A 24,498-nucleotide genomic window follows, 5' to 3' on the forward strand; every position below is an offset into this window, starting at 1 on the left:
CGATGCGCCATTCCCCGACCGCGGATTGCCCGATCCGAGGCCCACCATTAAGGTCATATGGCTAAACTATAAGTCGGAGGAGAAGGACCGGGAATGCTGACCAGACGCTCCGCGTGGGGCCTCCCCCTGGCGTTCGCCGCTGCACCGAAGGCCCGTGCGCAGGCGATCGACCGCACCGCGCGCCTCATCATCGGTTTTCCGCCGGGCGGGTCCAGCGACGTCGTGGCCCGACTCTATGCCGAGCACATGCGCGGCCTCTACGCCCCCACCGTGATCGTCGAGGCACGCTCCGGCGCCGGTGGCCGGCTTGCGTTGGAAGCGGGCAAGGCGGCCGTGCCAGACGGGACCACGTTGATCCAGTCGCCGGCGGGGCAGCTCACGATCTACCCACACATCTACCGCCGCCTGAACTACAGCCTGGACGATTTCACCCCGGTGGCGCCGCTGGTCAGCTACCAGCAGGTGCTGGTGGTGAAGGCCGATCACCCCGCGCAGAACCTGGCGCAGTTCGGCGAATGGGCGAAGCGCACGGGGCGGGAGCCGACCTATGGCACGCCGGGCGCGGGGACCTGGGCGCATTTCCAGACCGTGCAGATCGCGAAGTACCTGGGCATCGGGATGTCCCACGTGCCGTATCGCGGCACCGCGCCGGGGCTGCAGGACCTGCTGGCCGGGCAGGTGGATTCGGTGAGTTGCGTGCTGGGCGAGGCGACGGAGCTCTATCGCGCCGGCCAGCTCCGCATCCTCGGCGTCTCCTCGGCGGAGCGGGTGCCGCGCGTGCCCGACGTCGCGACCTATGCCGAGCAGGGCTATCCCGCGCTGACGAGCGAGGAGTGGTTCGCGCTTTTCCTGCCCGCTCGCACCCCGGCCAACATCGTGGAGGCCGCGCACCGCGCGATCACCGCGGCCCAGCAGAAGCCGGAGCTGCGCGCGACGCTGGACCGGCTGGAGTACCGTATCCCCGTCACCACCCCTGCCGAGTTCGCGGCCCAGGTGCGGCGGGAGCGCGACGCCTGGGCGCCGGTCGTCGCCGAATCGGGCTACCGGGCCGAGGAATGAGCGGCCGTCCGGCGGCGCTCGTCACGGGCGGGCGCCGCGGCATCGGGCGCGGTGTCGCCTGGGCCCTGGCGGAGCGGGGCTTCGATGTCGCCATCGCCGATGTCGAGCGGGACGCTGCGGCGGAGGAGACACTCGCCGGACTCTCGGCCCGCGGGGCACGCGGCGTCTTCCTGCCGGCCGACGTGGCGGCGATCGAGACGCATGAGGCGCTGCTCGACGGCGTCGGCGAAGCCTTCGGCCGGCTGGACTGCCTGGTGAACAATGCCGGGGTCTCAACCCTCGCGCTGGGCGACCTGCTGGAGGTGACGCCGGAGAGCTACGACCGGGTCTTCGCCGTGAATACGCGCGGCGGCTTCTTCCTCGCCCAGGCTGCCGCGCGTCGGATGCTGCGGGCGGCAGCGCCGGAGACACCGCGCAGCATCGTCTTCGTCACCTCGGCGAATGCGGTGCTCGTCTCCCACAACCGTGGCGATTACTGCATGTCGAAGGCTGGGGCTTCCATGGCCGCACGGCTCTTCGCGGCGCGCCTGGGGGAGGCGGGGGTCGCCGTGCACGAGATCCGCCCCGGCTACATCGCGACCGACATGACGGCACGGGCGCGGGAGCGCTACGACGGGCTAATCACCGAGGGCGCGACGCCGATCCGCCGCTGGGGCCAGCCGGAGGATGTCGGCCGCGCCGTGGCCTCGCTCGCGGCCGGGGACATCCCTTTCACCACCGGTGCGGCCTTCACCATCGATGGTGGGCTGCAGCTTCACCGCGCCTAATCGCTCGAGACAGCAGGAAGACGCCTTGTGACCCCTCCTCTCCACCGCTTCGGCACGACCACGGTCCTCTTCGGCGGGGAGCTGGCGGGCAAGCTGGACGCCATGCGCGCGGCCGGCTTCGCCGAGACCGAGTTCCTTCTCCGTGACCTGTTCGAGAGCCTGCGCGGGGTGGACTACACGCTCGGTGTCCTTAGGGAATCCGGGCTGCGCATCTCCACCTTCCAGCTTCTGCGGGATCTGGAAGGGGCGCCCCGCGACGACATCGACCGGCGCCTCGGTATCGCCGACCGGATCCTCGACCTCGCGGCGCTCTGCGGGGCGGACACGCTCTCCATCGCGGCGAACACGGAGCCGCACTGCTCCGGCGATCCCGGCATGATCGCGGAGGATCTGGGCCGGCTGGGCGACCTGGCGGCCGCGCGCGGCCTGCGGATCGCCTTCGAATCCCTGTCCTGGGCGACGCATCTCGCGGATTACCGGGTGGGCTGGGAGATCATCCGGCGCCTGAACCATCCGCAGGTCGGGCTGATGCTCGATTCCTCGCATATCGGGGCGCTCGGCCTGCCGATGTCTGATGTGCGCGACCTCGACCCCGCGAAGATCTTCGTGGCCGAGATCGCCGACCTGCCGCGCGTCCGCCTCGACATCGCGGAGATGAGCCGCCACTATCGTCTGCTACCGGGCGAGGGCGTGCTCGATCTGGAGGAGTATCTCCGCGCGCTGGAGGCGATCGGCTTCACCGGCAGCTATTCGCTGGAGGTGTTCAACGCCCATTACCGCACGAGCGACCCGAACGAGGTGGCCCGGCGCGCCCATGCCTCCATGACCGCGCTGTGGGAACGGGCCATGGGGGCGTGACCTCCCCGCTGCAAGGGAAGGCCGCCGTCGTCACGGGCGGGGCACGGGGCATCGGGCTGGGCATCGCACGGCGGCTGGCGGCGGATGGGGCCCGCGTCGCCGTGTGGGACCGCGATTTCTCGCCCGTGCGGGAGGAGGGTTTCGCGCATTGCGCCGCCGTGGACGTGTCCGATGCCGCCTCGGTCGAGGCCGGGCTGGACGGGACGCTCGCCGCGCTCGGGGCCGTGGACATCCTGGTGAACAATGCCGGCATCAGCGGCCCGGTGGGGCCGGTCTGGACCATCACGCCGGCGGATTGGGATCGGGTTCTGGCGGTGAACCTCACCGGCGTCTTCCTCGTCAGCCGGGCGGTGCTGCCCCACATGCGGGCGCGGGGCGCCGGGCGGATCGTCCATGTCGCCTCCATCGCGGGGAAGGAGGGCACGCCCGGCATCGCGGCCTATGTCGCCGCCAAGGCCGGCGTGATCGGGCTGACGAAATCCATGGCGCGGGACCTGGCGGGCAGCGGCGTGCTGGTGAACGCTGTCGCCCCCGGGATGACGGAGACGGAGCTGGTGGACGGCCTGACGCCCGATTTCATCGCCGCCGTGAAGGCGAAGATGCCGCTCGGCCGGTTGGCGACGGTGGCAGAGGTGGCGGCGATGGTCGCCTGGATCGCCGGGCCGGACTGCACCTTCACCACCGGCTTCACCTTCGACGTCTCCGGCGGGCGGGCCAGCTATTGAGCGGGGCGGGGGAGGAGGAGGTCGACCTCCTCGTCCTGGGCGCCGGCTGCGCGGGGATGGTGGCGGCGGTCACCGCCGCCGCCTGCGGCCTGCGCGTGCTGCTGGCGGAGAAGGCGGGGCATGTCGGCGGGACCACCGCCTATTCCGCCGGCACTGCCTGGGTGCCCGGCACGGATCACGTCCAGCGCGCCGGCCTGGACGACACGGTGGAGGAGGCGGCGCGCTACCTCGACTGGATCGCGGGGGAAGAGGACCCGCGCGGGCTGCGGACGGCCTTCCTGCGGACGGGCGCGGAGGCCATCCGCTTCCTGGAGGCGAACACGCCGCTGCGCCTCATCCTGCCGCCCCTCGCGCCGGATTACCGGGATGGGCCTGGAGCGGTCGCGGCCGGGCGGGCGCTGGCGACGGCGGAGTATGACGGGCGGCTGCTCGGGCCCGACCTCGCCCTGATCCGGGCGCCGCGGCCGGGCTTCACCGTGTTCGGCGGCATGATGGTCGGCAAGCCCGATGTGGAGGTGCTGCTGCGGCCCTTCGGCTCCGTCGCGGCCTTCCGCCGGGTGCTCGGCATCCTCGGGCGCCATGCGCGGGACCGGCTGTCCCATCCGCGCGGCACGCGGCTGGTGATGGGCAACGCGCTGGTCGCCCGGCTGCTGGCGGGCCTGCGGGCACAGGGCGTGGTCATCCGCATGCGGACGCGGGCGGAACGCCTGCTGCTGCGCGACGGACGGGTGGAGGGCGCGGTCCTCCTGGACAGCAACGGCCAGCGCACCACGGTGCGGGCCGGGCGGGGCGTGGTGCTGGCGACGGGCGGCTTCTCCGGCAGCCCCGGCTGGCGGGCAAAGCTGCTGTCCCCATCCCCCGCGGGCGAACTGACGGTCGCCTGCCCGGACGATGCCGGGGACGGCTTCGACCTCGCCTCGGCAGCCGGCGCCGCGCCGGACGCCTCGGGCCAGGGCACCGGCGCCTTCTGGATGCCCACCTCCATCCGGCGCGGGCGGGACGGAGCCGTGGCCTTCCCGCACATCATCCTCGACCGCGCGAAGCCAGGGGTGATCCTCGTGAACGCGCGCGGCGAGCGCTTCGTGAATGAGGGGCTGTCCTACCACGACGTCGTCACCGCGATGTTCGGCAATGGCGGCGACGGCCCGGACCGTCCGGCCTGGCTGATCTGCGACAGCGTCTTCCTGCGTCGCTACGGATTGGGCCTGATCCGGCCGCGCGCGCTGTCCTGGCGCGGTTTCCAGCGGGACGGCTACCTCGTCTCGGCACCTGACCTGCGGACGCTTGCCGCGCGCATCGGTGTCTCGCCCGGGGGGCTGGAGGCCACGGTCGCTCGTCACAACGGCTTCGCCGAAACGGGCGTGGACGCGGATTTCGGCAAGGGCTCCACGCGGCTGAACCGGCAGAATGGCGACGCCGCGCGCGGAGGGCGGAATCCCTGCCTCGCGCCCATCACGAAAGCGCCCTTCCACGCGGTGGCGGTGTGGCCGGCGGATCTGGCCACGGCGGCTGGCCTACCGACCGATGCCGATGGGCGGGTGCTGCGGCCGGATGGGGCCGCGGTGCCGGGGCTCTATGCCGCGGGGAACGACATGGCCTCCATCATGGGCGGCACCTATCCCGGGCCGGGCACGACGATCGGGCCGGCGATGGTCTTCGGCTACCGCGTGGGGCGACATGCGGCCGCGACGTGCCACGAGAGGCCTGACGCTCCGACGCGAACCTGAAGTCCGGGTCCGCTTGTCACAGCGTCCCGGCTCGTCCGCGCTGTGCACCACCCGTCGCGGCCGGGTGACGAACAGAGAGACGATGCTGACATCGCCTCCCTTCGTGCTCGCTTGGCGTCGCGGGGCCGAACCGCTCCCCTACGTTGAGAGAGCCTTCTCGAGCCTTGCCATCACGGCCAGCTCGGCGGGCGTCAGCTTGTGCGCGAACCCGAGGAAGCCGCCGGACGCCTCTGCCACGCGCCGTGCCTGCTCCAGCAGATCTGATTTCAGCCCTTCCCGAGCCGCTGGGCTGAGCGAGGCCGAGGCCGCCTGGATGTAGTCGGCCCAGGCATTCATCAGGTCGTGCGGCGGTGGCTTCGCGAGCCAGTGTTCCAGCACCTGAGCGCTGGGCCCCCGCCCGTCGATGCCTTCCTCGGCCGCGATGGTCAGCACGGCCTTCCGGTCGGCGTCGCTGATCCGTCCATCGGCCCAGGCCATCATCACCACGGGAACGAGAAAGATCGCCACCAGGGTGCTGCCGTCGAAGCCGAGCGCCGCGAGCTGGTCGAGCAGGGAATCATCCGTGTTCCTCGCCACGGCCGAGAGGCCCCGCCGCCGTGCCCGGGCCTCGTCGGCGGCTCGATGCCGCTGGCGCCACTCGTCATCCAGATGGGCGAAGAACGCGTCTTCCAGGGCTTTGCGCCGGTCATCAAGGAAGAGCATGGCTCCTCTCCTCCGTGGGAGGCAGCGGACCTCTCGCACGCCCGAAGAAGGCTTCGGCCGGCGGCGCCGCCGAGGGGTGACGGTCCACAGCCACGAGTGCCGAGATGGGCACCCGGGATCACGGGATTATATCCCCGTCGAAGCCGGCCGCGCACAGAATTCTGCACGCCGCCCGGCCATGCGCTTCCCTCACGTCAGCGCTCTTCCGTGCGGCAGCGGTCCCGGTCCGTTCGGCCAGATCCACCCACGCCCGCCTATCCGGAGTGGCCCGAGCCCGTCCGGATCTGCCGGGTCCCGTCGGTCGAAGATCACGGCGCTTTCGACCGGCGCGTCGATTGCGCGCGCTCATTGGATGCCGCCCTGCGACGTTCCTCGCGCAGGGTCTCGATCGGTGGCTGCCACCAGCCGCGCGCGAGGTCGGCCGGGCCGGGTGGCATTCGCGCGGGCCAGGTCTGCACCAGCTCGGCATGGCTCGGCCGTCGCCAGGCGGCCCAGATCAGCGTCCCAAGTCCGCTGGCGACCTGGGGATAGAAGCGCGAGGTGACCGCGGGCTCGGCCACCTCGCCGGTGATCGCCTCGAACACCATGGGCCCGGCATGGGTCATCACCGCCCGGTCCAGCGGGGGCAGGGCATCGTCCGGCACGGGATACCGGCTTCGGCGGCGCTCGGCGGCCTCGGCCCGCCTCTCTGCGTGCTCCGGGGAGTCCTTGCGGCTCTCCTGGCGCTTCCGCCGCTCTTCCGGTTCGGCGAGGCGGGCGGCGCTCTCGATGGCCGGCCATCGCCGGCGCAGCTCCTCGATGGACCGGAACGGCGCCCGCCAAGCCTTCGCGGCCGGATCCCACCGCGCCCAGGGCACCCCCCGCAACTCGGCGATGACGGCCCGGGAATAGGGGGTCCGGACGACGAGGTCGTCACCGACCTCCAGATAGGGACTCGTGATCGGCTCGAAGGTGAAGGCGTCGCGGCCGCGCTGGTCCGCGTAGGCGAGCACGCCCGACCACTCGCGGCTCATCCAGGCGCTCAGGCGCCGTTCGGCCCGTGCGCCGGGCACGAACCAGGCGCCCAGGTCCTCCCGCCACCGGGCACGGGGGAAGGCCTCGCGGAAGCGCTCCACCGTCATGCGGTCATAGGGGAAGGCGGCCGTCGCTCCCGGCGCGCCCTCGTCCGGCTCCCGCTGCTTCGCGACGAACTCGACCGCCTCGTCCGTCACCCCTCGCCCCCTTCGCGGCCGCCAGCCTGCCGCCATCGTCCTGGAAACGCGGCACCCGTCGCCGGGAGGCTTCGCATGGCGATGACATGATCGAAAGGCCGGAGGCCGGCCCGGCTGTCACCGCCAGCCGCCGCCCAGGACCTTGTAGAGGGTCACGAGGCTCGACAGGCGCTCCTGCCGGAGCGTGATGAGCGCCTGCTGCGCGCCATAGAGGCTGCGCTGCGAGTCCAGCACGGCCAGGTAGCTGTCCACCCCGCTCCGGAAGCGCAGTTCCGAGAGGCGGTAGCTGTCCGCATAGGCGTCGGCGAGGCGCCGCTGCGCCTCGACCTGGTCATCGAAGGTGCCGCGGGCCGCGAGCGCGTCGGCCACCTCGCGGAAGGCGGTCTGGATCGCCTTCTCGTAGTTGGAGACCTCGATCCGCGTCTGCAGCCGGGCGTAGTCGAGGTTTGCCTGGTTGATGCCGCCGGTGAAGATCGGCACGCTGATCTGCGGCGAGAAGAGCCAGCTGCCCGAGCCGCCGGCAAACAGCCGGGAGAGAGCCGAGCCGGCCGTCCCGCCCGAGGCGGTGAGCGTGATGCTTGGGAAGAAGGCCGCGCGCGCCGCGCCGATGTTGGCGTTCGCCGACATGAGTGTCCGCTCCGCCGCGACCACGTCCGGCCGCCGGAGCAGCACGGAGGAGGCGAGCCCGGCCGGCACCTCGGCCAGCATCAGCGCGGAGGAGAGCGTCGCGTCGGCCGGAAGGTCGGCCGGCACGGGCTGTCCCAGCAGCAGCGCCAGCGCGTTCTCGGCCTGCGCGACCTGCCGGGTGTAGAGCGCGAGGTTGGCGCGCGCCGTCTCCACCGCGGTCTGCGCCTGACGCAGGGTCAGCGCCGTCGCGGTACCGCCCGAGGCGGTGGCCTGCGTCAGGCGCAGGGAGGCCTCCTGGCTCTCGAGCGTGCGGCGCGTCAGGGTCAGCAGCTCCCGGTTCGCCAGGATCGTGAGGTATGCGTCCGCCACTTGCGCGACGAGGCTGATCTGGGTGGCCCGCCGTGTCTCGTCCTGGGACAGCGCGGCCTGCCGCGCCGCTTCGGACAGGCTGCGGATGCGGCCGAACAGGTCGATCTCCCAGGCGGTGAAGCCGGCGCCGAGGCTGAAGCCTCGCGTGGTGACGGAGGCGGTCCGTCCGTTCGCGGTCACCGGGGTGCCGGCATACTCCGCCGCGGCGGTGGCGCCGACGGAGGGGAAGAGCTCGCCGCGCTGCGCCCGGTACTGGGCCTCCGCCGCCTCCACGTTCAGCGCGGCCACGCGCAGGTCGCGGTTGTTCTCCAGCGCGATCCCGATCAGCCGACGCAGCGCCGGGTCCTGGAAGAAGGCCTGCCAGCCCAGGGTGTCGGCCGTGCTCTCCCCGGCCGGAACGGGGGGGTAGGCGCTGCCCTGCGGGAAGGCGGCGGGAACCGGGGCCGCGGGCCGTTCATAGTCCGGCGCGAGGGAGCACCCGGACAGCAGCGCCGTACCGAGCAGGAAGAGGGTTCGGAAGCGCGTCATGTCAGTGCTCCGGGCGCGGGGCGGCCGGCAGGGCGGGATCGGGCGGCACCTCGCTGCGCCGCCGCGTGCGGAACAGGCGCAGCACGAGGACGAAGAAGAGCGGCACGAAGAAGAGCGCGAGCACGGTGCCGGCGATCACGCCGCCCACGATGCCTGTGCCGATGGCCGTGCGGCCGCCCGCGCCCGCTCCCGTCGCCAGTGCCAGCGGCACCACGCCGAGGACGAAGGCGAGCGAGGTCATCAGGATCGGCCGCAGCCGCTCCCGCGCCGCGTGGAGGGCAGCGTCCAGCAGGCTCTCCCCCGCCTCGAAGTGCTCCTTCGCGAACTCCACGATCAGGATGGCGTTCTTCGCGGACAGGCCGATGGTCGTGAGCAGCCCGACCTGGAAGTAAACGTCGTTGGACATGCCCCGCAGCATCGTGGCCAGCACCGCTCCGAAGATGCCGAGCGGCACCACCAGCATGACCGAGACCGGGATCGCCCAGCTCTCATACAGGGCGGCGAGGCAGAGGAAGACCACGATCAGCGAGATGGCGTAGAGGCCCATGGCCTGGGACCCGGCGGCCCGCTCCTCATAGGACAGGCCGGTCCAGTCGATGCCGATGCCCTGGGGCAGCTGCGCGGCCAGCCGTTCCATCTCCGCCATCGCGGCGCCGGTGCTCCCGCCCGGCGCGGCATCGCCCAGGATCTCGATGGAATCCGTGCCGTTGTAGCGGGACAGCTTCGGGGAGCCGACCTCCCAGCGCGCTGCGGCAAAGGCGTCGAAGGAGACCATGGTGCCGGCACTGTTGCGGACGTGCCAGCGGCCGAGATCCTCCGGCAGCATCCGGGAGGAGGCGGCACCCTGCATGTAGACGCGTTTCACCCGGCCGCGGTCCACGAAGTCGTTCACGTAGCTCGTGCCGAAGGCGGCCGACAGGGTGCTGGTGACGTCCCCGACCGAGAGGCCGAGCGCGGTGGCGCGTTCCCAGTCGATATCCAGGCGGAGCTGCGGCTCGTCGTTCAGACTGTTGGGGCGCACGCCGACCAGGAGGGGGCTCTGAGCAGCCAGCCCCAGCAACCGGTCGCGCGCCTGGGTCAGTGCCGCGTGGCCGAGACCGCCGCGGTCCAGCAACTGCATGTTGAAGCCCGTCGCATTGCCCAGCTCCGGCACGGAGGGCGGGGAGAAGGCGAAGATCTGGGCGTCCCGATAGGTGGAGAAGTGCCGCATCAGCCGCCCGGCGATGGAGGAGACGGAGTCGTCCGGCCCGGTCCGCTCCCCCCAGTCCTTCAGCCGGACGAAGGCCATGGCCGAGGCCTGGCCGCGCCCGCCGAAGGAGAAGCCGGAGATGGCCATGACGCCCTGCACCCGTGATGCCTCCTGCGTCGCCAGGTACTCGTTCACGGCGTTGACGGCCTGCTGCGTGCGTTCCGCCGTGGCGCCCGGAGGGGCGGCCACCTGCACGAACATCACCCCCTGGTCCTCGGCCGGCAGGAAGGAGGAGGGCAGGCGGAGATAGAGCACGCCCATCGCGCCGGCGATCACGGCGTAGACGAGCATGAAGCGCAGCGCCCGCGCGGCGACGTAGCCGACGCCGCGGCCGTAGCCCCGACTGGTCGCGTCGAAGCCGCGGTTGAACAGGCCGAAGAGACCACGCCGCGCGCCGTGCTTCGGCCGCCGCAGGATGGTGGCGCAGAGGGCGGGGGTGAAGGTCAGCGCCATGATGACCGACAGGGTCATGGCCGTGACGATGGTCAGCGAGAATTGCCGGTAGATCACACCGGAGGAGCCGGCGAAGAAGAACATCGGCAGGAACACCGCGGAGAGCACCAGCGCGATGCCGACCAGGGCGCCGGAGATCTGGTCCATGGACCTGCGCGTGGCCTCCAGGGGGCCGAGGCCCTCCGTCTCCATCACGCGCTCCACGTTCTCCACCACCACGATGGCGTCGTCCACCAGCAGGCCGATCGCGAGCACCAGGCCGAACATGGTCAGCGTGTTGATCGAGTAGCCGGCGAAGGCGAGCACGGCGAAGGTGCCCAGCAGCACGACCGGGATCGCGAGCGTCGGCACCAGCGTCGCCCGGATGTTCTGGAGGAAGACGTACATGACGACGAAGACAAGGATCATTGCCTCGATCAGCGCCTTCACCACTTCTTCGATCGAGATCTGCACGAAGGGGGTGGTGTCATAGGGGTAGACGACCTCCAGCCCGGACGGGAAGCTCGGGCGCAGCCGATCCAGCGTCGCGCGCACAGCGTTCGCGGTCGCCACCGCGTTGGCGCCGCTGGCGAGCTGGACGCCGAGGCCCGCCGAGGGACGGCCGTTGAACAGGCTGGTGCTGCTGAAGCTCTGCGCGTCTAGCCGCACCTCCGCGACATCGCGCAGGCGGACCTGGGAACCGTCGGTCCGTGTCTTCAGCAGGATCGCGCCGAACTGCTCCGCCGTGCTCAGGTATGAAGGTCCGACGAGGGTCGCGGTCAGCCGCTGCCCCGGGACGGCCGGCAGCGCGCCGATCTCGCCGGAGGCCACCTGCACGTTCTGCGCGGCGATGGCCGCCGACACGTCGGAGGGGTTTAGCTCATAGGCGTTGAGCCGGTCCGGATCGAGCCAGATGCGCATCGCGTACTGCGAGCCGAAGAGGTTGTAGTCGCCCACGCCGGGGGTACGGGTGATCGGGTCCTGAATGCTGGAGGCGATGAAGTCCGCGATGTCCGCGTTGTTCATGCTGCCATCCGTGGAGATGAAGCCGACCACCATAAGGAAGTTGTTGCTCGCCTTGGCGACGCGGATACCGCCCTGCCGCACCGTCTCCGGCAGGCGCGATTCCGCCAGGGCGAGCTTGTTCTGTACCTGCACCTGGGCGATGTCAGGATTCGTGCCCTGGGCGAAGGTGAGCCGGATCGTGGCGCTGCCGTCGCGGTTGCTGTCCGAGGAGAAGTAGAGCAGCCCGTCCAGGCCTGTCATCTGCTGCTCGATGATCTGGACCACGGTGTTCTGCACCGTCTCGGCCGAGGCGCCGGGATAGGAGAGCGAGATCTGCACCGAGGGCGGGGCGATGCTGGGGTATTGCGCGATGGGCAGGCCACGCAGGCAGATCAGCCCGACCAGCATCGTGGCGATGGCGATCACCCAGGCGAAGACGGGACGGTCGATGAAGAAGCGGGCCATGGCGGGCGCTCAGCCTCCCCGGACCTGGCGGGCGGCGGTGGCTTCCTCCGCCACCTGGCGGTCGAACGCGTCGGCGGTCATCTGGCGCAGCTCGGGTGTCGCGCCGTTGCGGACGCGCTGCGTGCCCTCCACGATCACGCGGTCGCCCGCCTGCAGCCCGCCCTGGACGAGCCACTTGTTGCCGACCGCCTGGCCGACCTCCAGCACGCGGGTCGCGACGGTCCCGTCCGACTGGACGACCAGGGCGATCGGCTGGCCCCGCGGGTTGCGTGTGACGCCCTGCTGCGGGACGAGGAGGGCGGATTGGGCCTCGCCCTGCTCCAGCCGGGCCCGCACGAACATCCCGGGCATGAGCGTGCCCTGCGGGTTGGGGAACTCGGCGCGCAGCGTCACCGTGTTCGTCTCGGTGTTGACCGTCACCTCGGAGAACTGGAGGCGTCCGGCCAGCGGGTACTCCGTGCCGTCCTCCAGCAGGAGATGGACCTCGGCGGCATTGTCCGGGTCCCGTCGCAGGCGGCCCGCCTCCAGCTCCCGCCGCAGACGCAGCACGGCGGCGGCGGGCTGGGTCACGTCCACATGGATGGGATCGAGCTGGGTAACGGTCAGCAGCGCGGTCGCCTGATCCGCCGTGACCAGCGCGCCGACCGTGACGGAGGACCGCCCGGTCCGGCCCGCGATGGGCGAGTTCACGCGCGTGTAGCCGAGGTTGATCCGGGCAGTCTCGACCGCCGCGCGGCCGGAGGCCACGTCCGCCTCCGCGGCGCGCTGGGCCGCGACCGCGGTGTCGTAGTCCAGCCGGCTGACCGCGTTCTGCGCGACCAGCGGGCGGTAGCGGGTGGCCGTGGAGCGGGCGGATTCCAGGCTCGCCTGAGCCTTGGCGAGGCTCGCCTCCGCGCTGGCCAGCGCGGCCTGGTACGGGGCGGCGTCGATCTGAAAGAGCGGCTGGTTCTCCGCCACCTGCTCGCCTTCCCGGAACAGGCGCTGTCGCAGGACCCCGCTGACCTGCGGCCGGATCTCGGCGGTCCGGAAGGCTGCGGTGCGCCCGGGCAGGACCGTCCGGACCGTCACCGGCTCGGGCGAGAGGGAGACGACGGTGACGGTCGGATTGGCCGGGGCTGCGCGCGCCTGCTGGGCATTGGCATTCTCATCGCAGCCGCCGACCGCAAGCGCGGCCAGGGCCGACAGGCCGAACAAGGTGCCTCGCCGGCCCGGGAGGGCCGTCCCGCGGGATAGGCCGAGGGGTGCAAGGGGGGAGGGGGCGTTCATCGGAAGCCTTCGACACCATTGACGGACAGAGTGGAAACTCGATAGTTTCCCGAGCGGAAACTGATTGGTTTCCGATCTGCTGTCAACCGCTTTGCTGCGCTGCAACATTTCGTGCCATTCGGATGAGGGAGGAGTCAGGCCATGACCGTGCGACCCGTGCCCACGGACGTCGCCGACGACACCGGCGCCACGCGCGAGCGGATCCTGGTCGCGGCGGAGAAGGCTTTTGTCGCCCTGGGCTTCCATGCGGCGACGGTGGACGGCATCGCGCGCGACGCGCGCTGCTCGAAGAAGACCGTCTACAAATTCTTCGCCTCGAAGGAGGAACTCTTCGCGACGCTGCTCCGCGGCCTTCGCACGGAGGTGGAGGCGCTGCCCGTCCCCGACGGTGCGGATCCCGAAGTCGTCCTTCGCGACTTCCTCGCCAGCATGGCCGAGATCCTGCTGCGGGACCGCTCCCTCGTCCTCATGCGCATCGCGATGGCCGAGGTGGGGCGCATGCCCACCCCGATGTCCGGGGCCGGTGCGGCGGAAGCGGGGAACCCGGCCCGGCTCGGCCTGGAGCGCTACCTCGCCGCGCTCCAGCGGGAGGGCGGCCACGACTTCGGTCCGCCGCACGAGGCCGCCCGCCTCCTCATCGGGATGGCGCTCGGGGCTTTCCACCACGAGCTCCTGGCGGGGCTGAAGGCCGAGGTTCCCGCGCCCGAGCTCAGCAATCGGATCGCGCGCGCCGTGCGCATCTTCCTGCGCGGGAGTCGGGTGACCGAAGATCCCTGCCCTGCCGGCGCGGACAGCGTTTCCGGCGCGATCCGCTAAGGGCCTCTGGTTGCGTCGCCGCGGCGACGCAACCAGAGGCCCTTAGCGGCCGGACACGGACGGCCTGCACGACGGCATCCCCACCCCATCCCGAGCGGGAACGTCCTCCGGCCTCAGCTCGCAGCGGCCTTCAAGGCCGCGATCTCACGCCTGCCGCGGGTGGCGAAGAAGCCGTTGTCAAAGCGGTAGCTGCCGATGAAGTGAAAGCACTTCGTCTCCAGGCGCGGCCCGCTGGGGTGAAAGCTTGCGTAACGGGGGTAGGGCAGGACGATCGCGCCAGGGGTATTCGCGACGGCGAAGTTGGAAGCACACTGTTCCGTCCCCCATTCCCGCCAGCGCGCCGCGCCCACCAGGGCCTCCATCCCGCGGTGAAACTCGTGCAGCCCCTCGCGCGGAAAACCACCCCGCGCGAAACCGGCGAGGCCGGAGGAGCCGCGGACGTATCGGAGCCTCTCATGGCCGGGGTAGCGGTCGAAAAGGCGCTCCGCGACCTCACCGATGTAGTTCCCGTCGATGCTGCGGGCGAAGGCGGCCGCCTCCGCCATCGGAACGATCTCGTGCCCGTCGGCCATCGTGAAGGCGATGCCATCCTCAAGGCAACGGGCGACCTCGTCGATCTCCGGGGCGGTGGCGAGCACGTCGCAGTCGATCTGCACGACGTACTCGTCGCGCGCGCGGTCGAGGATCCAGAGGATCCGCTCCCAGGTGCCGCCGCGCTGGCAGGGGCCGACCGGGATGTCCTCCAGGACCTGCAACTCGATGCCACGAATGTGGTGGCGGAGCGTATCGAGCGCCGCCTGGGGCGTGTCGCGGTCCACGATGGCGACAACCTTGCCGCGGCCGATGCGACGGTAGAACGCCTTCAGGCTGAGGAGATACATCGGCACGTGCTTCGGCGAGACCATGCTCACGATGGTCCAGGGCGCGTCCTTCACCTCGAGTGGCGGCGTGTCATGGATGCCGTGGATCGCACGGTCGAAGAGCCAGTAGGCCACCTTGCGTCGGGCGCGGTAGAGCATCAGGCCATCTCCCCATGGTTGACGTGGCGGTCCTGCCGCGCGGTGCCGTCCTGTCGTGACGTCGGCGGGGCGGCCCGGACCGCCCAGAACATCCCGTGTTCCGCCTCGGCGAAGAGCGGGTGGATCACGAAGCCCATGTCGGCCAGGCGGCGCTCGCACCACCGCCGGTCGGCTTCGCCATCGTGGCGGGCGTGCCATTCCATCACGAGGCAGCGGAGATCAAGCTCCGCGAACCGCGGGTCCGCCAGGATGTCGTACTCGCCCCCCTCGATGTCCATCTTCAGCAGGTCGATAGACCGGCCGCGCAGATGGGCGAGGACATCCACCGCCTCGACGTCGAACCCATCCGGCCCGGCATTCGCCAGCGACGACGACGTGCCGAGGTTCGAGAGCCGCAGCACACCCGGAGCGACCGCCGCCGCCTTCTGATGAATGCTCACCCGATGCGCCTGCCGGCCGAGTGCCAGGTTCCGGCGCATCTGCGCGACGTGGCGCGGATTGGGTTCGAAGGTCTCGACCGTGCAGCCGGGATAGGTGTTCAGCCAGTGGAGCACCGACAGGCCGACATTCCCGCCGAGATCCACGATCAGGCGCGGCTCGCCCAGCTCCACCCCGCCCGGGGGGGCGTAGTAGCTGAGGGCGAAGATTTCGTAGGCCACGCCGTAGTCGCCATTCTCCGCGTTCGGGGGACGCAGGAAGAACCGGGTGCCGTTGCGGAGGCGGAGCGGCAGCTCGAAGCGCCTGCCGGCCATGCGCCAGAGCGCGTACCGGAAGAACGCCGGTGGAGAGAGTTGTGCTGAGAAGCTCGGCATGGCCCCTCCGTCAGCCTGGCTCAGTCAGGGCAGGTAAGGGTCGAAGCGGACGCTTCGGCTCCCGGGGGCGGCCGAGCAGCGGGGCCAGGACCCTGGCCCATCCGTGACTGGTTGCCCGACGCTCACGTCGGCGCTGGACCGTCTGGGCGAGCAGCGTCACGAGCGTCTGTTCCACGCCGGCGGGACGTCCGGCGATGCGCCAGAGAAGGATCTGCGTCAGGATATGGACGCTGGCGCCGAGGGCCGCGACGGTCAGGAGCCGCGCGAAGGCCTCGAGGGATGAGTTCCCGATGGCTGGCCAGACCGAGCGCAGCAGCAGCACGGCGGCCGTCATGGTCACGGCGGCCGCGACCGTCCGTCCCAGCCGCAAGAAGGGGATGGCCGCGGCGTGACCGAGCAGACGGCCCGTCTGCCAGTGCCAGACGAACACGTTGACCACACCGGTCGCCAGCATGGCGGACAGGGTTCCCCAGGGGCCCGCCAGAAGGCCGCCGGCGATGATGGCGGGAACGCGGATCATGCCCAGTGTGGCGTAGATTGCGACGAACAGCCGCTGCCGGTCGAGCACGGTGAACACGTTGAACGTGAAATGGGAGAGGCTGTCCACGAGCGCGTAGAGGGCGCAGATCGCGATCATCGGGGCGGCCCCGGCCCAGGCGGGCCCGAGCGCGAGCCGCTCCCACTCCGGCGCGGTCAAGGCGATCCCGACGGAGAGCGGGACCGTCAGGGCGCTCAGGAACGCGAAGCCATCGAGGTGCTGGTCGCGCAGGGCGGCGAGGTCACCCAGCACGCGGGCGTAGCCGCTGTAGATCGGGGCGCGGACGGGGGCGGCCAGCTCCGTCACGGGGGTCGCGGCGATCTGGTAGGACACGTTGTACATCCCCACCGCCTCGATCCCTCCGATGCGGCCCAGCACGAGGTTCGGGCCCTGCCCGTCCGCCGCCATGCAGAGGTTGGTCGCAAACATCCAGCGGGAGAACCCGAAGAGCTCGCGCCAGTGTTCGAGGGATAGCCGCGGCCGATGCGGAGCCAGGTAATAGGAGAGGGGGATCAGGAGGAGCTTGGCGAAGAGGTTCCCGAGAACCAGGCACCAGTAGCTGCGGAACAGGACAGCCAGCGCGATCGTCAGAACGAAGGACAGCAGCTTCGCCGTGACCTGGTAGCGGAAGATCTCCCCGAAGCGGAACTCTCTCTGCAGCCGTGCCATCCCGATGCTGACGAGGCCGTCCAGCGACACGGTCAGGGCCACGACGCTCAGGACAGGCGCGATGCGGGGATCGCCGAGCAGGGCGGCCTGCATGTCGGCGGTGACGGCCACGAGCCCCCCCAGCAGGAGGCAGCGAAGGAGATTCATGGTCCATGCGGTGTCGTACAGGGCCCGGTCCACGGTCGCCCGGCGCACGAGCACGAGGCCGTAACTCGTCGCGGTGACGATGTCGGCGATGACGAAGGCCGCGGCGGCCAGCGCCACGAGGCCGAAATCGGCCGGCAACAGGAGCCGGACGAGCAGGAGTGTGCTGATCACGCTGACCACGCGCGTCGCGAGCCGGCCGAGCACCATGATGGCGGCGCTCTTCGCGACCTTGCGGCCGAGGCCGTGGTCGGGACCGACAGCCGGCGCCGCGAGAGGACGTCCGGCCTCGGCATCCCGAGGATCGGGCGACGCTGCGGCGCCGGCGGGAAGGGGGGAGGACATGCTCAGGCCGGGACCGGATCGGCGACAGCGGCCGCGTCTGGCACGCCGGCGGCCTCGGCAAGGAAGCCTTCGAAGACCAGCAGCTGCCAGAGGGCCTGGCCGTGATCGAAGCGGCCGCTGCCATGCTCCTCCGCGAGGCGCGCCAGAGCGGCGACATCGAACAGGCCGCTGTCCTGCATGGCCGCGCCCGTCAACCGCGCCCGCACCGTGGCGATCCGCGCGCGCAGGGGATCGGCGATCGGCGCCGCGAAGCCCCGCTTGCCCCCCGCCAGAAGATCGGGCGGCAGGTGCTGCCGCATCGCCTGCCGGAGCACGTGCTTTCCCTGCCCGCCCTTCAGCTTCGCCGCCGAGGGCAGGGCGAGCGCCTGCTCCACGAAGCGGTGGTCGAGCATCGGCGGGCGCAACTCCAGCGAGGCCGCCATGCTGGCCCGGTCGGTCTTCACCAGGATATCGCCGGGTAGATAGGTGTGCAGGTCCACGTAGCCGGCCGCGAGCAACGGATCGTCGGGATCGCAGTCCCGCATGAGAGCGACGAAGCGGTCCGCGGGATCGTGCCCGTCCACGGCCGCCCGCAGGGAGGCGGAGAGCAGCCCGCGGCGGCGCGCGGCGTGCAGCTTGCAGACCGTGTTGTAGTAGCCGAGCGCGCTGTCGAGCGAGATCTCGGTCAGCGTGTGCTTCGCGCGCAGCCAGCGCGGCGCGCGGTCCAGCTTCGGATAGGCGCGGGCGAGTCCCCCCAGCACGCTGCGGCGCAGCGGGGCCGGGATCTGCGCCCGCACCGCCTCGGCCAGGGCGTGCCAGCGGTGACGGCGGTAGCCGCCCAGCAGCTCGTCCCCGCCATCGCCGGAGAGGGCGACCGTGACATGACGGCGGGCCAGGGCGCAGACGGCCAGGCTCGGCACGGCGGAGTGGTCCCCGAACGGTTCCCCGAAGACCCGCGCCACGTCGCGGGCGGCGGACAGGTAATCGGCGGTGCCCCCTTCGGACCGATGGCGGGCGCCGAACAGGCCGGCAACCCGCGCCGCCATGGGGCGCTCGTCTGCCTCTCCCTCGAAGCCGATGGTGAAGGTGTCGAGGGCACCGCCCCCCTCCTCCGCACGGGCCCGCGCGGCGAAGGCGACGACGGAGGCGGAGTCCACCCCGCCGGACAGAAGCGCGCCGAGCGGCACGTCCGACATCATCTGCGCGCGCACGGCCCGGTCCAGCCCCGCGGCCAGGAGTTCCGCCGCGCCCGTCGCGGGCAGGGATGCCCGCCGTGGCGGGTGCCAGTAGGGGCGTGGCGAGGGGACCGCTTCCTCACCTCGCCGCAACAGGAGGAAATGGGCGGCCGGCAGGCGACGGACCGCGGCGAAGATCGTCGCCGGGTCGGGCACGTATCCCAGCGCGAGGTAGTCGTCGATCGCCTGCGGATCGAGTTTCCGGGAGAGGCCCGGCAGGACGAGGAGCCCCTGGAGTTCGGACGCGAAGGCCACCGTTCCGTCCGGAAGCACGGCATGGTGCAGGGGCTTCTCGCCCAGACGGTCACGCGCCAGAAGCAGCTCGCCGCGTCCCACGTCCCACAGCGCGAAGGCGAACATGCCGGCCAGGCGGTCGAGCAGCCCGGTTCCCCATTCGCGCCAGCCGTGCAGCAGGGTTTCCGTGTCGGACCGCGTGCGGAAGCGGTGCCCTGCGGCCTCAAGGTCGCGGCGCAGCAGGGCGTGATTGTAGATCTCGCCGTTGAAGCAGACCGTCACCTGCCCGTCCGGTGTGGACATGGGTTGCGCACCGCCCGCCAAGTCCACGATGGCGAGACGACGGTGCCCGAGCCCGAGATGGGGCTCGGCGTGAAATCCGTCGCCGTCCGGACCGCGGTGGCGGAGCGCGGTCGCCATGCGCCGCAGCGTGACGTGGTCCGGAACCGCGGGGTCCAGCGGGTGGAACAGGCCGACAATGCCGCACATCAGCGCTGCCCCTCCGCGCCCGGATGATCGGGGCGGCTCCGGGATGGCCGGGTCCGGGGATCGGGCGCCGGGGCGCGGGAACCGTCATGTCTTTGCCACACTCCCCCGGAGGAAGTGCGTCGCGGTCCCACGATGCCGATGACTCGGGGGAGGGTATACGATAACGGTTGCGTGATTCGATGCCGGCGCAGGCCACGGTCCGGTGTTCTGAGCCGAGATACCTGCGTCGGATACGATCGAAAGAGAACGCCCGTGACGTCACCGCCGGAGGGACAGAGAGTCATGCAGGGCCAGACGCTGACCTTTTCCGGGCCCGAGAAGCGGCATCGGCTGCCCTGGCCGGCAGCGGTCCTGACCATCATAGGCCTCTCCGCCCTGCTCTGGGTGGGCATCGTCGCTCTGCTCAGACTGTTTGGCTGATCACGGGCCGGCCCCGATCGGGCTGCACCGCGTCCATCCAGGCGACCACCTCCGCCAGCCCATCGCGCAGGCTGCCGGGATCGGACAGGCCGAGCGCCATACCGGCCCTTCGGGGATCACCGAGCGAATGGCGGATTTCCCCCAGCCGGGGCGGCCCATGCTCCACCTTCGGGCGCGTGCCGCAGACCTCCCCCACGATCGAGGCCAGAGACAGAACGGAGGTGGGGCGCCCGGTGCAGACGTTCAGGACGGGCGCCTCGACCGATGCGCCGCGCATCGCTGCCAGCAGGGCCGCCACGACCTGGGCCACGGGCACGAAGTCCCGCGTCTGACCGCCATCGCCGTGGATCGTCACCGCCTCGTCGCGTCGCAGCCGGTCGCAGAAGATGGAGATCACCCCGGAATAGGGCGAGAGCGGGTTCTGGCGCGGCCCGAAGACATTGAAGAAGCGCAGGCCAAGGGTGGGGATGCCGTGCACGGCGCCCGCCACGCGGGCATGCAGCTCGCAGCCGAGCTTGTCGGCGCCATAGGCCGAGAGCGGGCGGGTCGGCGCGTCCTCCGAGATCGGCAGGCTGGCGCAATCGCCGTAGACCGCTGCGGAGGAGGCGTAGACCACCGGCACGCGCCTGGAGCGGGCAGCGTCCAGCACGGCGATCGCGCCGGCGAGGTTGGTGCGGTTCGTGCCCGGCCAGTCCAGCATGCCCCGCTGGACCGAGGCGATGGCGGCCAGGTGGAAGCAGCCGTCCATGTCCTCCATCGCCTCCCGCACGGCGGCCGGCTCCGAGACGTCGGCGCAGACGAGCGTGGCGCCGGGCATCAGGTTGCTTTCCGAGCCGGTGGAGAGGTCATCCAGCACGCGGACGGTATGACCGCGGTCGAGGAGCGCCGCGCAGAGATGCGAGCCGATGAAGCCGCAGCCGCCGGTCACGAGGTAGCCTGCCATGGCCTTGCCTTTCGGGATCGTTGAATCGCGAAGAACACGCTGGACGGCGACGGAAGCCTGTGCCTCCGTCATGCGGATGGAGGAACATCCGATGTCGATGGGTTCGCTGAAGGCGATCGTGCCACCATCGCTCCGGGCGCTGCGCTGGCGGTTGCCCTGGCTGCGCGCCACGGACGCTTACCGGACGGCGCCGCTCCGCGTGCTCGGACGCGCCGCGCGCTTCACGGCGGCCGAGCTGGGCGGCAAGGAGGTCGCGTTCCGCAGCCCGGACGGGCTGCGCCTCGTCACCATGCCGAACAACTTCTCGTCCTTCGCGCTCTGCGTCGCGGGCGCCCGGGACCCGGACATCTGGCGCTTCGTCGCGCGGCGCGTGGGGCCCGGCGCGGTGTTCGTGGATGCGGGCGCGAATGTCGGCACCTATGCCCTGCCGGCGGCGCGGCTGGTCGGGCCGTCCGGTCACGTGATCGCCTTCGAGGCGCATCCGCGCACCTTCGGATTCCTCGCGCGGAACGTCGCGGCCAATGATGTGCCGTGGGTCACCGCGCTCAACCGCGCGCTCGGCGAGGCGCCGGGCGAGATCGAGATGGACTTCGAGGCCGCCAACCCCGGCGAGACGCATGTCCGCGCCGACGCCGCGCCGGGCGGCGGCGCGCGCGTGCCCATGACGACCCTCGACGTGGCCATGGACGAGCTCGGGCTCGGCCGAATCGACTACCTCAAGATCGACGTGGAGGGGTTCGAGCTGCCCGTGCTGCGCGGCGCGCGCGGGATCATCGCGGCCAGCCCCGGCATCGCGATCCAGACCGAGCTGCAGGAGCGGCACGCGGCGCGCTACGGCCACCGGATCGAGGAGATCGCCGAACTGCTCGGGGGGCTGGGATTGCGGCCCCATGCGTTGGAGAACGGCGTCCCGATGCCGCTGCAGGGCCGCCTGGTCGGCGATGTGATCTGGCTGCGGGCGTGACGCGATCACGGCTCAGCCCCGTCTGCCGCCGTGTAGCGTGCCGGGGCGGCGGACGGCGTGGAGCCGGGCCGGGCCCGTGCTGCCGCCCGCTGCGGCGTAACGAGCAGCCCGGTACCCAGCAGCCCAGGAGCGCGGCGCGGCCCGGGCGGCGTCATGCGACCGGCTCCAGCACGCGACGGAACAGGGCGAGCTGACCGGCCGTGGTCTCGTCCCAGCCGAAGCGCTCGGCGTAGGCGCGCGTCGCGCTTCGCCGGGGCGGTGCCGCCAGGAGGTGCCGGACGCCCTGGGCGATGGCCTCGGGCGTGGTCGCGTCGAGCACCAGTCCCGCCTCGGGGCTCGTCACCGCCTCTCGCGATCCCCAGGCCGGGCTGGCCACCACGGGGGTGCCGCAGGCCATGGATTCGAGCAGCACGTTCGCCCAGCCCTCGCGGCTGGAGGCGAGGACCATCACATCGACCGCCCCGTAGTGGAGCGGCAGCAAGGCGTGCGGCACCGCGCCCTCGAACCGCACCCGCGCGGCGACGCCGAGACGTTCGGCGAGCGCCGTCAGCGCGCCGCGCTCCGGCCCTTCCCCGACGATCAGCAACTGGTGCCCCGGCAGGTGCCGCAAGGCCTCGATGACGTGGTGGTGGCCCTTCCGCTCGATCAGCAGGCCGACCGAGAGGAGCGTCGGCGACCCGCCCAGGCCGAGCGCCGCGCGCGCGGCGGCGCGCTGCGTCGGCGGACGGAACTGGTTCAAGTCCACGCCGTTGCGGAGCACCGTGACCTTCCCGGGCGGCGCGCCGAGCGCCAGCATCCCGTCGCGCAGGCCGGACGACACCGCGATGAGCGCGTCGGCCCCCGCCATGGCCGCCCGGATGAGGCGGCGCGGCACCCGCCACCGCGGCAGAAGGCTGACGTCCGATCCCCGCGCGGTCACGACGACCGGCTTGCCCAGCCGCTGCCCGAGCCACACCGCCGCCACGCCGTCGGGATAGAGGTAATGCGCGTCGATCGCGTCGAAGTCGAAGCCCGCGCGCAGCATCGCGTCCACCGCGGCGGCGGCGGCGGCGTAGAGCGCGAAGGGGTTGGTGAACATCCCGAGCCCCGGAAGCGCCGGGAAGCGCGGATGGAGCACCTCCAGCCCATGGCGCGTCTCGTGCGACGGGACCGTGGCAAGGCGGCCCCATCCGCCGAAGCGGGGGGAGCGCCAGGGGAACCAGGGAACGGGCGCAAGGACCGTGCTCGTCGCCTCACCGCCGGCGATCAGGTGCCGCAGGCGGTTCTCCACGAAGACGCCGTGGCTGGGCTGGGCCGCGTTGGGGTAGAGCGTGCTGAAGGTGAGGAGCCGAAGGGGTTGCGACCGGCCGGGGGCGCCATCCCTCTCGGGCGCCGGGCGCGGGACGGGCGCCGGCTGGATCGTCGTCACGCATGTCGAAAGGCCACCAAAATCGGTCCCGGACGGTGGGCGGAAGGACGGCCCAGGCGACGAGCCAGGCGATGCCGATGAGCATGGCGAGGAAGTAGAGGCCTTGCACGGGGCGTCGTCTCCGGATCGGGAGGGCATCGTGATGTGGGTCATGCGCGCGCGCGCCCCGCGCGGGCCAGGACGCCGTCCGGCAGGGCCGCGCTGCGCCAGCCCTGCACGGATCGAGCGACAGCGGAGGTCTGTGGCAGGCTGCGCAGCGCGACCGCGTGGCTGGCCGCCAGCACGACGAGAAGCGTCCAGTAGAAGTCCCAGTAGCCAAGGGAGAGGAAGGTGCCGCCGGCGCAGTAGGCGACGATCGAGATGCTCGCCATGCGCCCGAGTTCCCCGGCCCAGGCGAGGCCCGGGTGGTCGCGGCCGAGCCGACCCAGGCGGAACGCGTACCAGGCGCCCGCGACGGTCAGCCCGAGCCAGGCGAGGAAGCCGGGGAAGCCGTGCTCGCCCAGAGTCTCGAACCAGATGCTGTGCACGGCGCGCGCGGGGCCGCCCGGCATGACGCGGTCCACCGCCGATTGGGTGTACGGGCCGCGGAAGCCGGAGCCGACCAGCGGGCGGTCCACCGCGAGCAGGAAGGACGCCTCCCACAGCCGCAGCCGGGTGGTGGCGGACGCGTCCTCCTCGTAGGTCTCGATGGAGTTCATGCGGGCCATCCAGGCAGGCGGCATGAACAGCACCGCCCCGGCCACGCAGGCGACGATCACCGCGCCGCCGATGATCTTGCGATGGCTCCGCCACCAGAGCAGCAGCGTGACGGCGCCGAGCGCGAGGAAGGCACCGCGCGAGTAGGTGCCGACGACCGCGAACAAGGTCAGCAGCATCGCCGCCGCCAGGCCCCAGCGGATGATGCGGTGCCGCGCCTGCAGGCGCAGGTAGTTCATCAGCGGGAGCGTCACCAGCAGCGCCGTGCCGATGTGGTTGTTGTCGGCGATGACCGTCGCCTCGGGCCCGAGGACCCGGAAGGAGCCGCCGGTCAGGATGGTGAAGATGCCGCCGCGCACGCCATAGTAGCCCAGGGCCAGGACCATCAGCCAGATCAGCGCGTCGATCCGATGCCGGTCCGTCAGCAACGCCGCGGTGAGCAGCAGGACGATCAGCACCTTCATCGTCAATTCCCACTTCGCCCAGGCCTCCGTGGGATCGGCCAGGCCGGCCATCGTGGTCAGGGTGAAGATAACCATCAGCAGCATCAGCAGAACGGTCACCGCATTCATTGGCAGCCGGCGCGGCTCCCGCGCGACGATGCAGCCGAGCAGGGTCCCGCCGAGCACCATCGCGGCCCAGGGAAGATTCGCGACCGGCCCCCAGATCTCCCGGTGCGGGTTCATGAAGGAGATCCAGGACCACAGCAGCACCCCGGCGAAGGGGCGCAGCACGGCCAGGGGTAGCAGCCCTCCCATGGTCGCGAAGAACAGGAGGTTGCGGATCATCGGCGGCTC

General features: G+C 71.5%; 20 protein-coding genes. 8 read left to right on the forward strand and 12 right to left on the reverse strand.

Features of this window, described 5'->3' with window-relative positions; all coding sequences use genetic code 11:
* Window positions 1-93: 93 nt before the first annotated feature.
* Genes ACP6CK_RS22030 through ACP6CK_RS22050 form a run of 5 tightly spaced genes read left to right on the forward strand, consistent with a single transcriptional unit; the run spans window position 94 to window position 5,136 of the window.
* Window positions 94-1,059 carry a tripartite tricarboxylate transporter substrate-binding protein gene (locus tag ACP6CK_RS22030; protein WP_426955460.1) on the forward strand — a complete coding sequence of 322 codons (966 nt, stop codon included), beginning with the start codon at window positions 94-96 and terminating at the stop codon, window positions 1,057-1,059.
* On the forward strand, window positions 1,056-1,826 hold the full coding sequence (locus ACP6CK_RS22035) for a 3-ketoacyl-ACP reductase (RefSeq protein WP_426955461.1): 771 nt from the start codon (window positions 1,056-1,058) through the stop codon (window positions 1,824-1,826). The genes ACP6CK_RS22030 and ACP6CK_RS22035 overlap by 4 nt, the downstream gene beginning before the upstream one ends.
* Window positions 1,827-1,853: 27 nt before the next feature.
* On the forward strand, window positions 1,854-2,684 hold the full coding sequence (locus ACP6CK_RS22040; RefSeq protein ID WP_426955462.1) for a sugar phosphate isomerase/epimerase family protein: 831 nt from the start codon (window positions 1,854-1,856) through the stop codon (window positions 2,682-2,684).
* The gene (locus ACP6CK_RS22045; RefSeq protein ID WP_426955463.1) at window positions 2,681-3,409 is read left to right on the forward strand and encodes an SDR family NAD(P)-dependent oxidoreductase; all 729 of its coding nucleotides are present in this window, start codon (window positions 2,681-2,683) and stop codon (window positions 3,407-3,409) included. The genes ACP6CK_RS22040 and ACP6CK_RS22045 overlap by 4 nt, the downstream gene beginning before the upstream one ends.
* Complete coding sequence (locus ACP6CK_RS22050) at window positions 3,406-5,136, forward strand: FAD-binding protein (RefSeq protein ID WP_426955464.1); 1,731 nt, start codon at window positions 3,406-3,408, stop codon at window positions 5,134-5,136. Before ACP6CK_RS22045 ends, ACP6CK_RS22050 begins: the two co-directional genes overlap by 4 nt.
* 138 nt (window positions 5,137-5,274) lie before the next feature.
* Here the strand turns inward: ACP6CK_RS22050 and ACP6CK_RS22055 are convergent, their stop codons facing one another.
* The 5 genes from ACP6CK_RS22055 to ACP6CK_RS22075 all read right to left on the reverse strand — a co-directional run bounded on the left by ACP6CK_RS22055 (window position 5,275) and on the right by ACP6CK_RS22075 (window position 12,918).
* Complete coding sequence (locus ACP6CK_RS22055) at window positions 5,275-5,838, reverse strand: hypothetical protein (protein WP_426955465.1); 564 nt, start codon at window positions 5,836-5,838, stop codon at window positions 5,275-5,277.
* 308 nt (window positions 5,839-6,146) lie between these two features.
* Window positions 6,147-7,049 carry a hypothetical protein gene (locus ACP6CK_RS22060; protein ID WP_426955466.1) on the reverse strand — a complete coding sequence of 301 codons (903 nt, stop codon included), beginning with the start codon at window positions 7,047-7,049 and terminating at the stop codon, window positions 6,147-6,149.
* Between the two features lie 117 nt (window positions 7,050-7,166).
* Window positions 7,167-8,573, reverse strand: coding sequence for an efflux transporter outer membrane subunit (locus ACP6CK_RS22065; RefSeq protein ID WP_426955467.1), 1,407 nt, complete (start codon window positions 8,571-8,573; stop codon window positions 7,167-7,169).
* Between the two features lies 1 nt (window position 8,574).
* Window positions 8,575-11,724 carry an efflux RND transporter permease subunit gene (locus ACP6CK_RS22070; RefSeq protein WP_426955468.1) on the reverse strand — a complete coding sequence of 1,050 codons (3,150 nt, stop codon included), beginning with the start codon at window positions 11,722-11,724 and terminating at the stop codon, window positions 8,575-8,577.
* A 9-nt stretch (window positions 11,725-11,733) separates the two neighbouring features.
* Window positions 11,734-12,918, reverse strand: a complete 1,185-nt coding sequence (locus ACP6CK_RS22075; protein WP_426955469.1) for an efflux RND transporter periplasmic adaptor subunit — start codon at window positions 12,916-12,918, stop codon at window positions 11,734-11,736.
* Between the two features lie 213 nt (window positions 12,919-13,131).
* Between ACP6CK_RS22075 and ACP6CK_RS22080 the strand changes: the two genes are divergently transcribed.
* Complete coding sequence (locus ACP6CK_RS22080; RefSeq protein WP_426955470.1) at window positions 13,132-13,806, forward strand: TetR/AcrR family transcriptional regulator; 675 nt, start codon at window positions 13,132-13,134, stop codon at window positions 13,804-13,806.
* Window positions 13,807-13,919: 113 nt separating this feature from the next.
* Here ACP6CK_RS22080 and ACP6CK_RS22085 read toward each other — a convergent pair whose 3' ends face one another.
* From ACP6CK_RS22085 to asnB, 4 genes are read right to left on the reverse strand one after another with little or no spacing between them, the layout of a single operon-like run.
* Window positions 13,920-14,825, reverse strand: coding sequence for a hypothetical protein (locus ACP6CK_RS22085; protein WP_426955471.1), 906 nt, complete (start codon window positions 14,823-14,825; stop codon window positions 13,920-13,922).
* Complete coding sequence (locus ACP6CK_RS22090) at window positions 14,825-15,637, reverse strand: FkbM family methyltransferase (RefSeq protein WP_426955472.1); 813 nt, start codon at window positions 15,635-15,637, stop codon at window positions 14,825-14,827. Before ACP6CK_RS22090 ends, ACP6CK_RS22085 begins: the two co-directional genes overlap by 1 nt.
* 10 nt (window positions 15,638-15,647) lie before the next feature.
* Entirely contained in the window at window positions 15,648-17,333 is a 1,686-nt protein-coding gene (locus ACP6CK_RS22095; protein ID WP_426955473.1) for an oligosaccharide flippase family protein, read from the reverse strand.
* A 2-nt stretch (window positions 17,334-17,335) separates the two neighbouring features.
* Window positions 17,336-19,270 carry an asparagine synthase (glutamine-hydrolyzing) gene (gene asnB, locus ACP6CK_RS22100; protein WP_426955474.1) on the reverse strand — a complete coding sequence of 645 codons (1,935 nt, stop codon included), beginning with the start codon at window positions 19,268-19,270 and terminating at the stop codon, window positions 17,336-17,338.
* Window positions 19,271-19,552: 282 nt separating this feature from the next.
* On the opposite strand from asnB, the gene ACP6CK_RS22105 reads away from it, so the two are divergent.
* The gene (locus tag ACP6CK_RS22105; RefSeq protein WP_426955475.1) at window positions 19,553-19,690 is read left to right on the forward strand and encodes a hypothetical protein; all 138 of its coding nucleotides are present in this window, start codon (window positions 19,553-19,555) and stop codon (window positions 19,688-19,690) included.
* Here the strand turns inward: ACP6CK_RS22105 and ACP6CK_RS22110 are convergent.
* Window positions 19,674-20,633 (reverse strand): NAD-dependent epimerase/dehydratase family protein, encoded by a 960-nt coding sequence (locus ACP6CK_RS22110; RefSeq protein WP_426955476.1) that lies wholly within the window; start codon window positions 20,631-20,633, stop codon window positions 19,674-19,676. The two genes, ACP6CK_RS22105 and ACP6CK_RS22110, sit on opposite strands and share 17 nt — an antisense overlap.
* A 91-nt stretch (window positions 20,634-20,724) precedes the next feature.
* Here ACP6CK_RS22110 and ACP6CK_RS22115 point away from each other — a divergent pair, with 91 nt between their 5' ends.
* Window positions 20,725-21,597, forward strand: a complete 873-nt coding sequence (locus tag ACP6CK_RS22115) for an FkbM family methyltransferase (protein WP_426955477.1) — start codon at window positions 20,725-20,727, stop codon at window positions 21,595-21,597.
* A gap of 151 nt (window positions 21,598-21,748) precedes the next feature.
* Here the strand turns inward: ACP6CK_RS22115 and ACP6CK_RS22120 are convergent, their stop codons facing one another.
* Together ACP6CK_RS22120 and ACP6CK_RS22125 are read right to left on the reverse strand one after the other, a co-directional pair.
* Window positions 21,749-23,005, reverse strand: a complete 1,257-nt coding sequence (locus ACP6CK_RS22120; protein WP_426955478.1) for a glycosyltransferase family 4 protein — start codon at window positions 23,003-23,005, stop codon at window positions 21,749-21,751.
* A gap of 149 nt (window positions 23,006-23,154) precedes the next feature.
* Window positions 23,155-24,489, reverse strand: coding sequence for a putative O-glycosylation ligase, exosortase A system-associated (locus ACP6CK_RS22125; RefSeq protein ID WP_426955479.1), 1,335 nt, complete (start codon window positions 24,487-24,489; stop codon window positions 23,155-23,157).
* Window positions 24,490-24,498: the final 9 nt, after the last annotated feature.

The organism is Muricoccus radiodurans (genome assembly GCF_050154705.1).
Classification (GTDB): domain Bacteria; phylum Pseudomonadota; class Alphaproteobacteria; order Acetobacterales; family Acetobacteraceae; genus Roseomonas; species Roseomonas radiodurans.

Excerpts from the sequence above, each read along its gene's own strand:
- ACP6CK_RS22030 (WP_426955460.1), top strand. The coding sequence starts at position 94 with ATGCTGACCAGACGCTCCGCGTGGGGCCTCCCCCTGGCGTTCGCCGCT.
- ACP6CK_RS22035 (WP_426955461.1), top strand. The coding sequence starts at position 1,056 with ATGAGCGGCCGTCCGGCGGCGCTCGTCACGGGCGGGCGCCGCGGCATC.
- ACP6CK_RS22055 (WP_426955465.1), bottom strand. The coding sequence starts at position 5,838 with ATGCTCTTCCTTGATGACCGGCGCAAAGCCCTGGAAGACGCGTTCTTC.
- ACP6CK_RS22065 (WP_426955467.1), bottom strand. The coding sequence starts at position 8,573 with ATGACGCGCTTCCGAACCCTCTTCCTGCTCGGTACGGCGCTGCTGTCC.
- ACP6CK_RS22070 (WP_426955468.1), bottom strand. The coding sequence starts at position 11,724 with ATGGCCCGCTTCTTCATCGACCGTCCCGTCTTCGCCTGGGTGATCGCC.
- ACP6CK_RS22080 (WP_426955470.1), top strand. The coding sequence starts at position 13,132 with ATGACCGTGCGACCCGTGCCCACGGACGTCGCCGACGACACCGGCGCC.
- ACP6CK_RS22085 (WP_426955471.1), bottom strand. The coding sequence starts at position 14,825 with ATGCTCTACCGCGCCCGACGCAAGGTGGCCTACTGGCTCTTCGACCGT.
- ACP6CK_RS22090 (WP_426955472.1), bottom strand. The coding sequence starts at position 15,637 with ATGCCGAGCTTCTCAGCACAACTCTCTCCACCGGCGTTCTTCCGGTAC.
- ACP6CK_RS22095 (WP_426955473.1), bottom strand. The coding sequence starts at position 17,333 with ATGTCCTCCCCCCTTCCCGCCGGCGCCGCAGCGTCGCCCGATCCTCGG.
- asnB (WP_426955474.1), bottom strand. The coding sequence starts at position 19,270 with ATGTGCGGCATTGTCGGCCTGTTCCACCCGCTGGACCCCGCGGTTCCG.
- ACP6CK_RS22105 (WP_426955475.1), top strand. The coding sequence starts at position 19,553 with ATGCAGGGCCAGACGCTGACCTTTTCCGGGCCCGAGAAGCGGCATCGG.
- ACP6CK_RS22110 (WP_426955476.1), bottom strand. The coding sequence starts at position 20,633 with ATGGCAGGCTACCTCGTGACCGGCGGCTGCGGCTTCATCGGCTCGCAT.
- ACP6CK_RS22115 (WP_426955477.1), top strand. The coding sequence starts at position 20,725 with ATGTCGATGGGTTCGCTGAAGGCGATCGTGCCACCATCGCTCCGGGCG.
- ACP6CK_RS22125 (WP_426955479.1), bottom strand. The coding sequence starts at position 24,489 with ATGATCCGCAACCTCCTGTTCTTCGCGACCATGGGAGGGCTGCTACCC.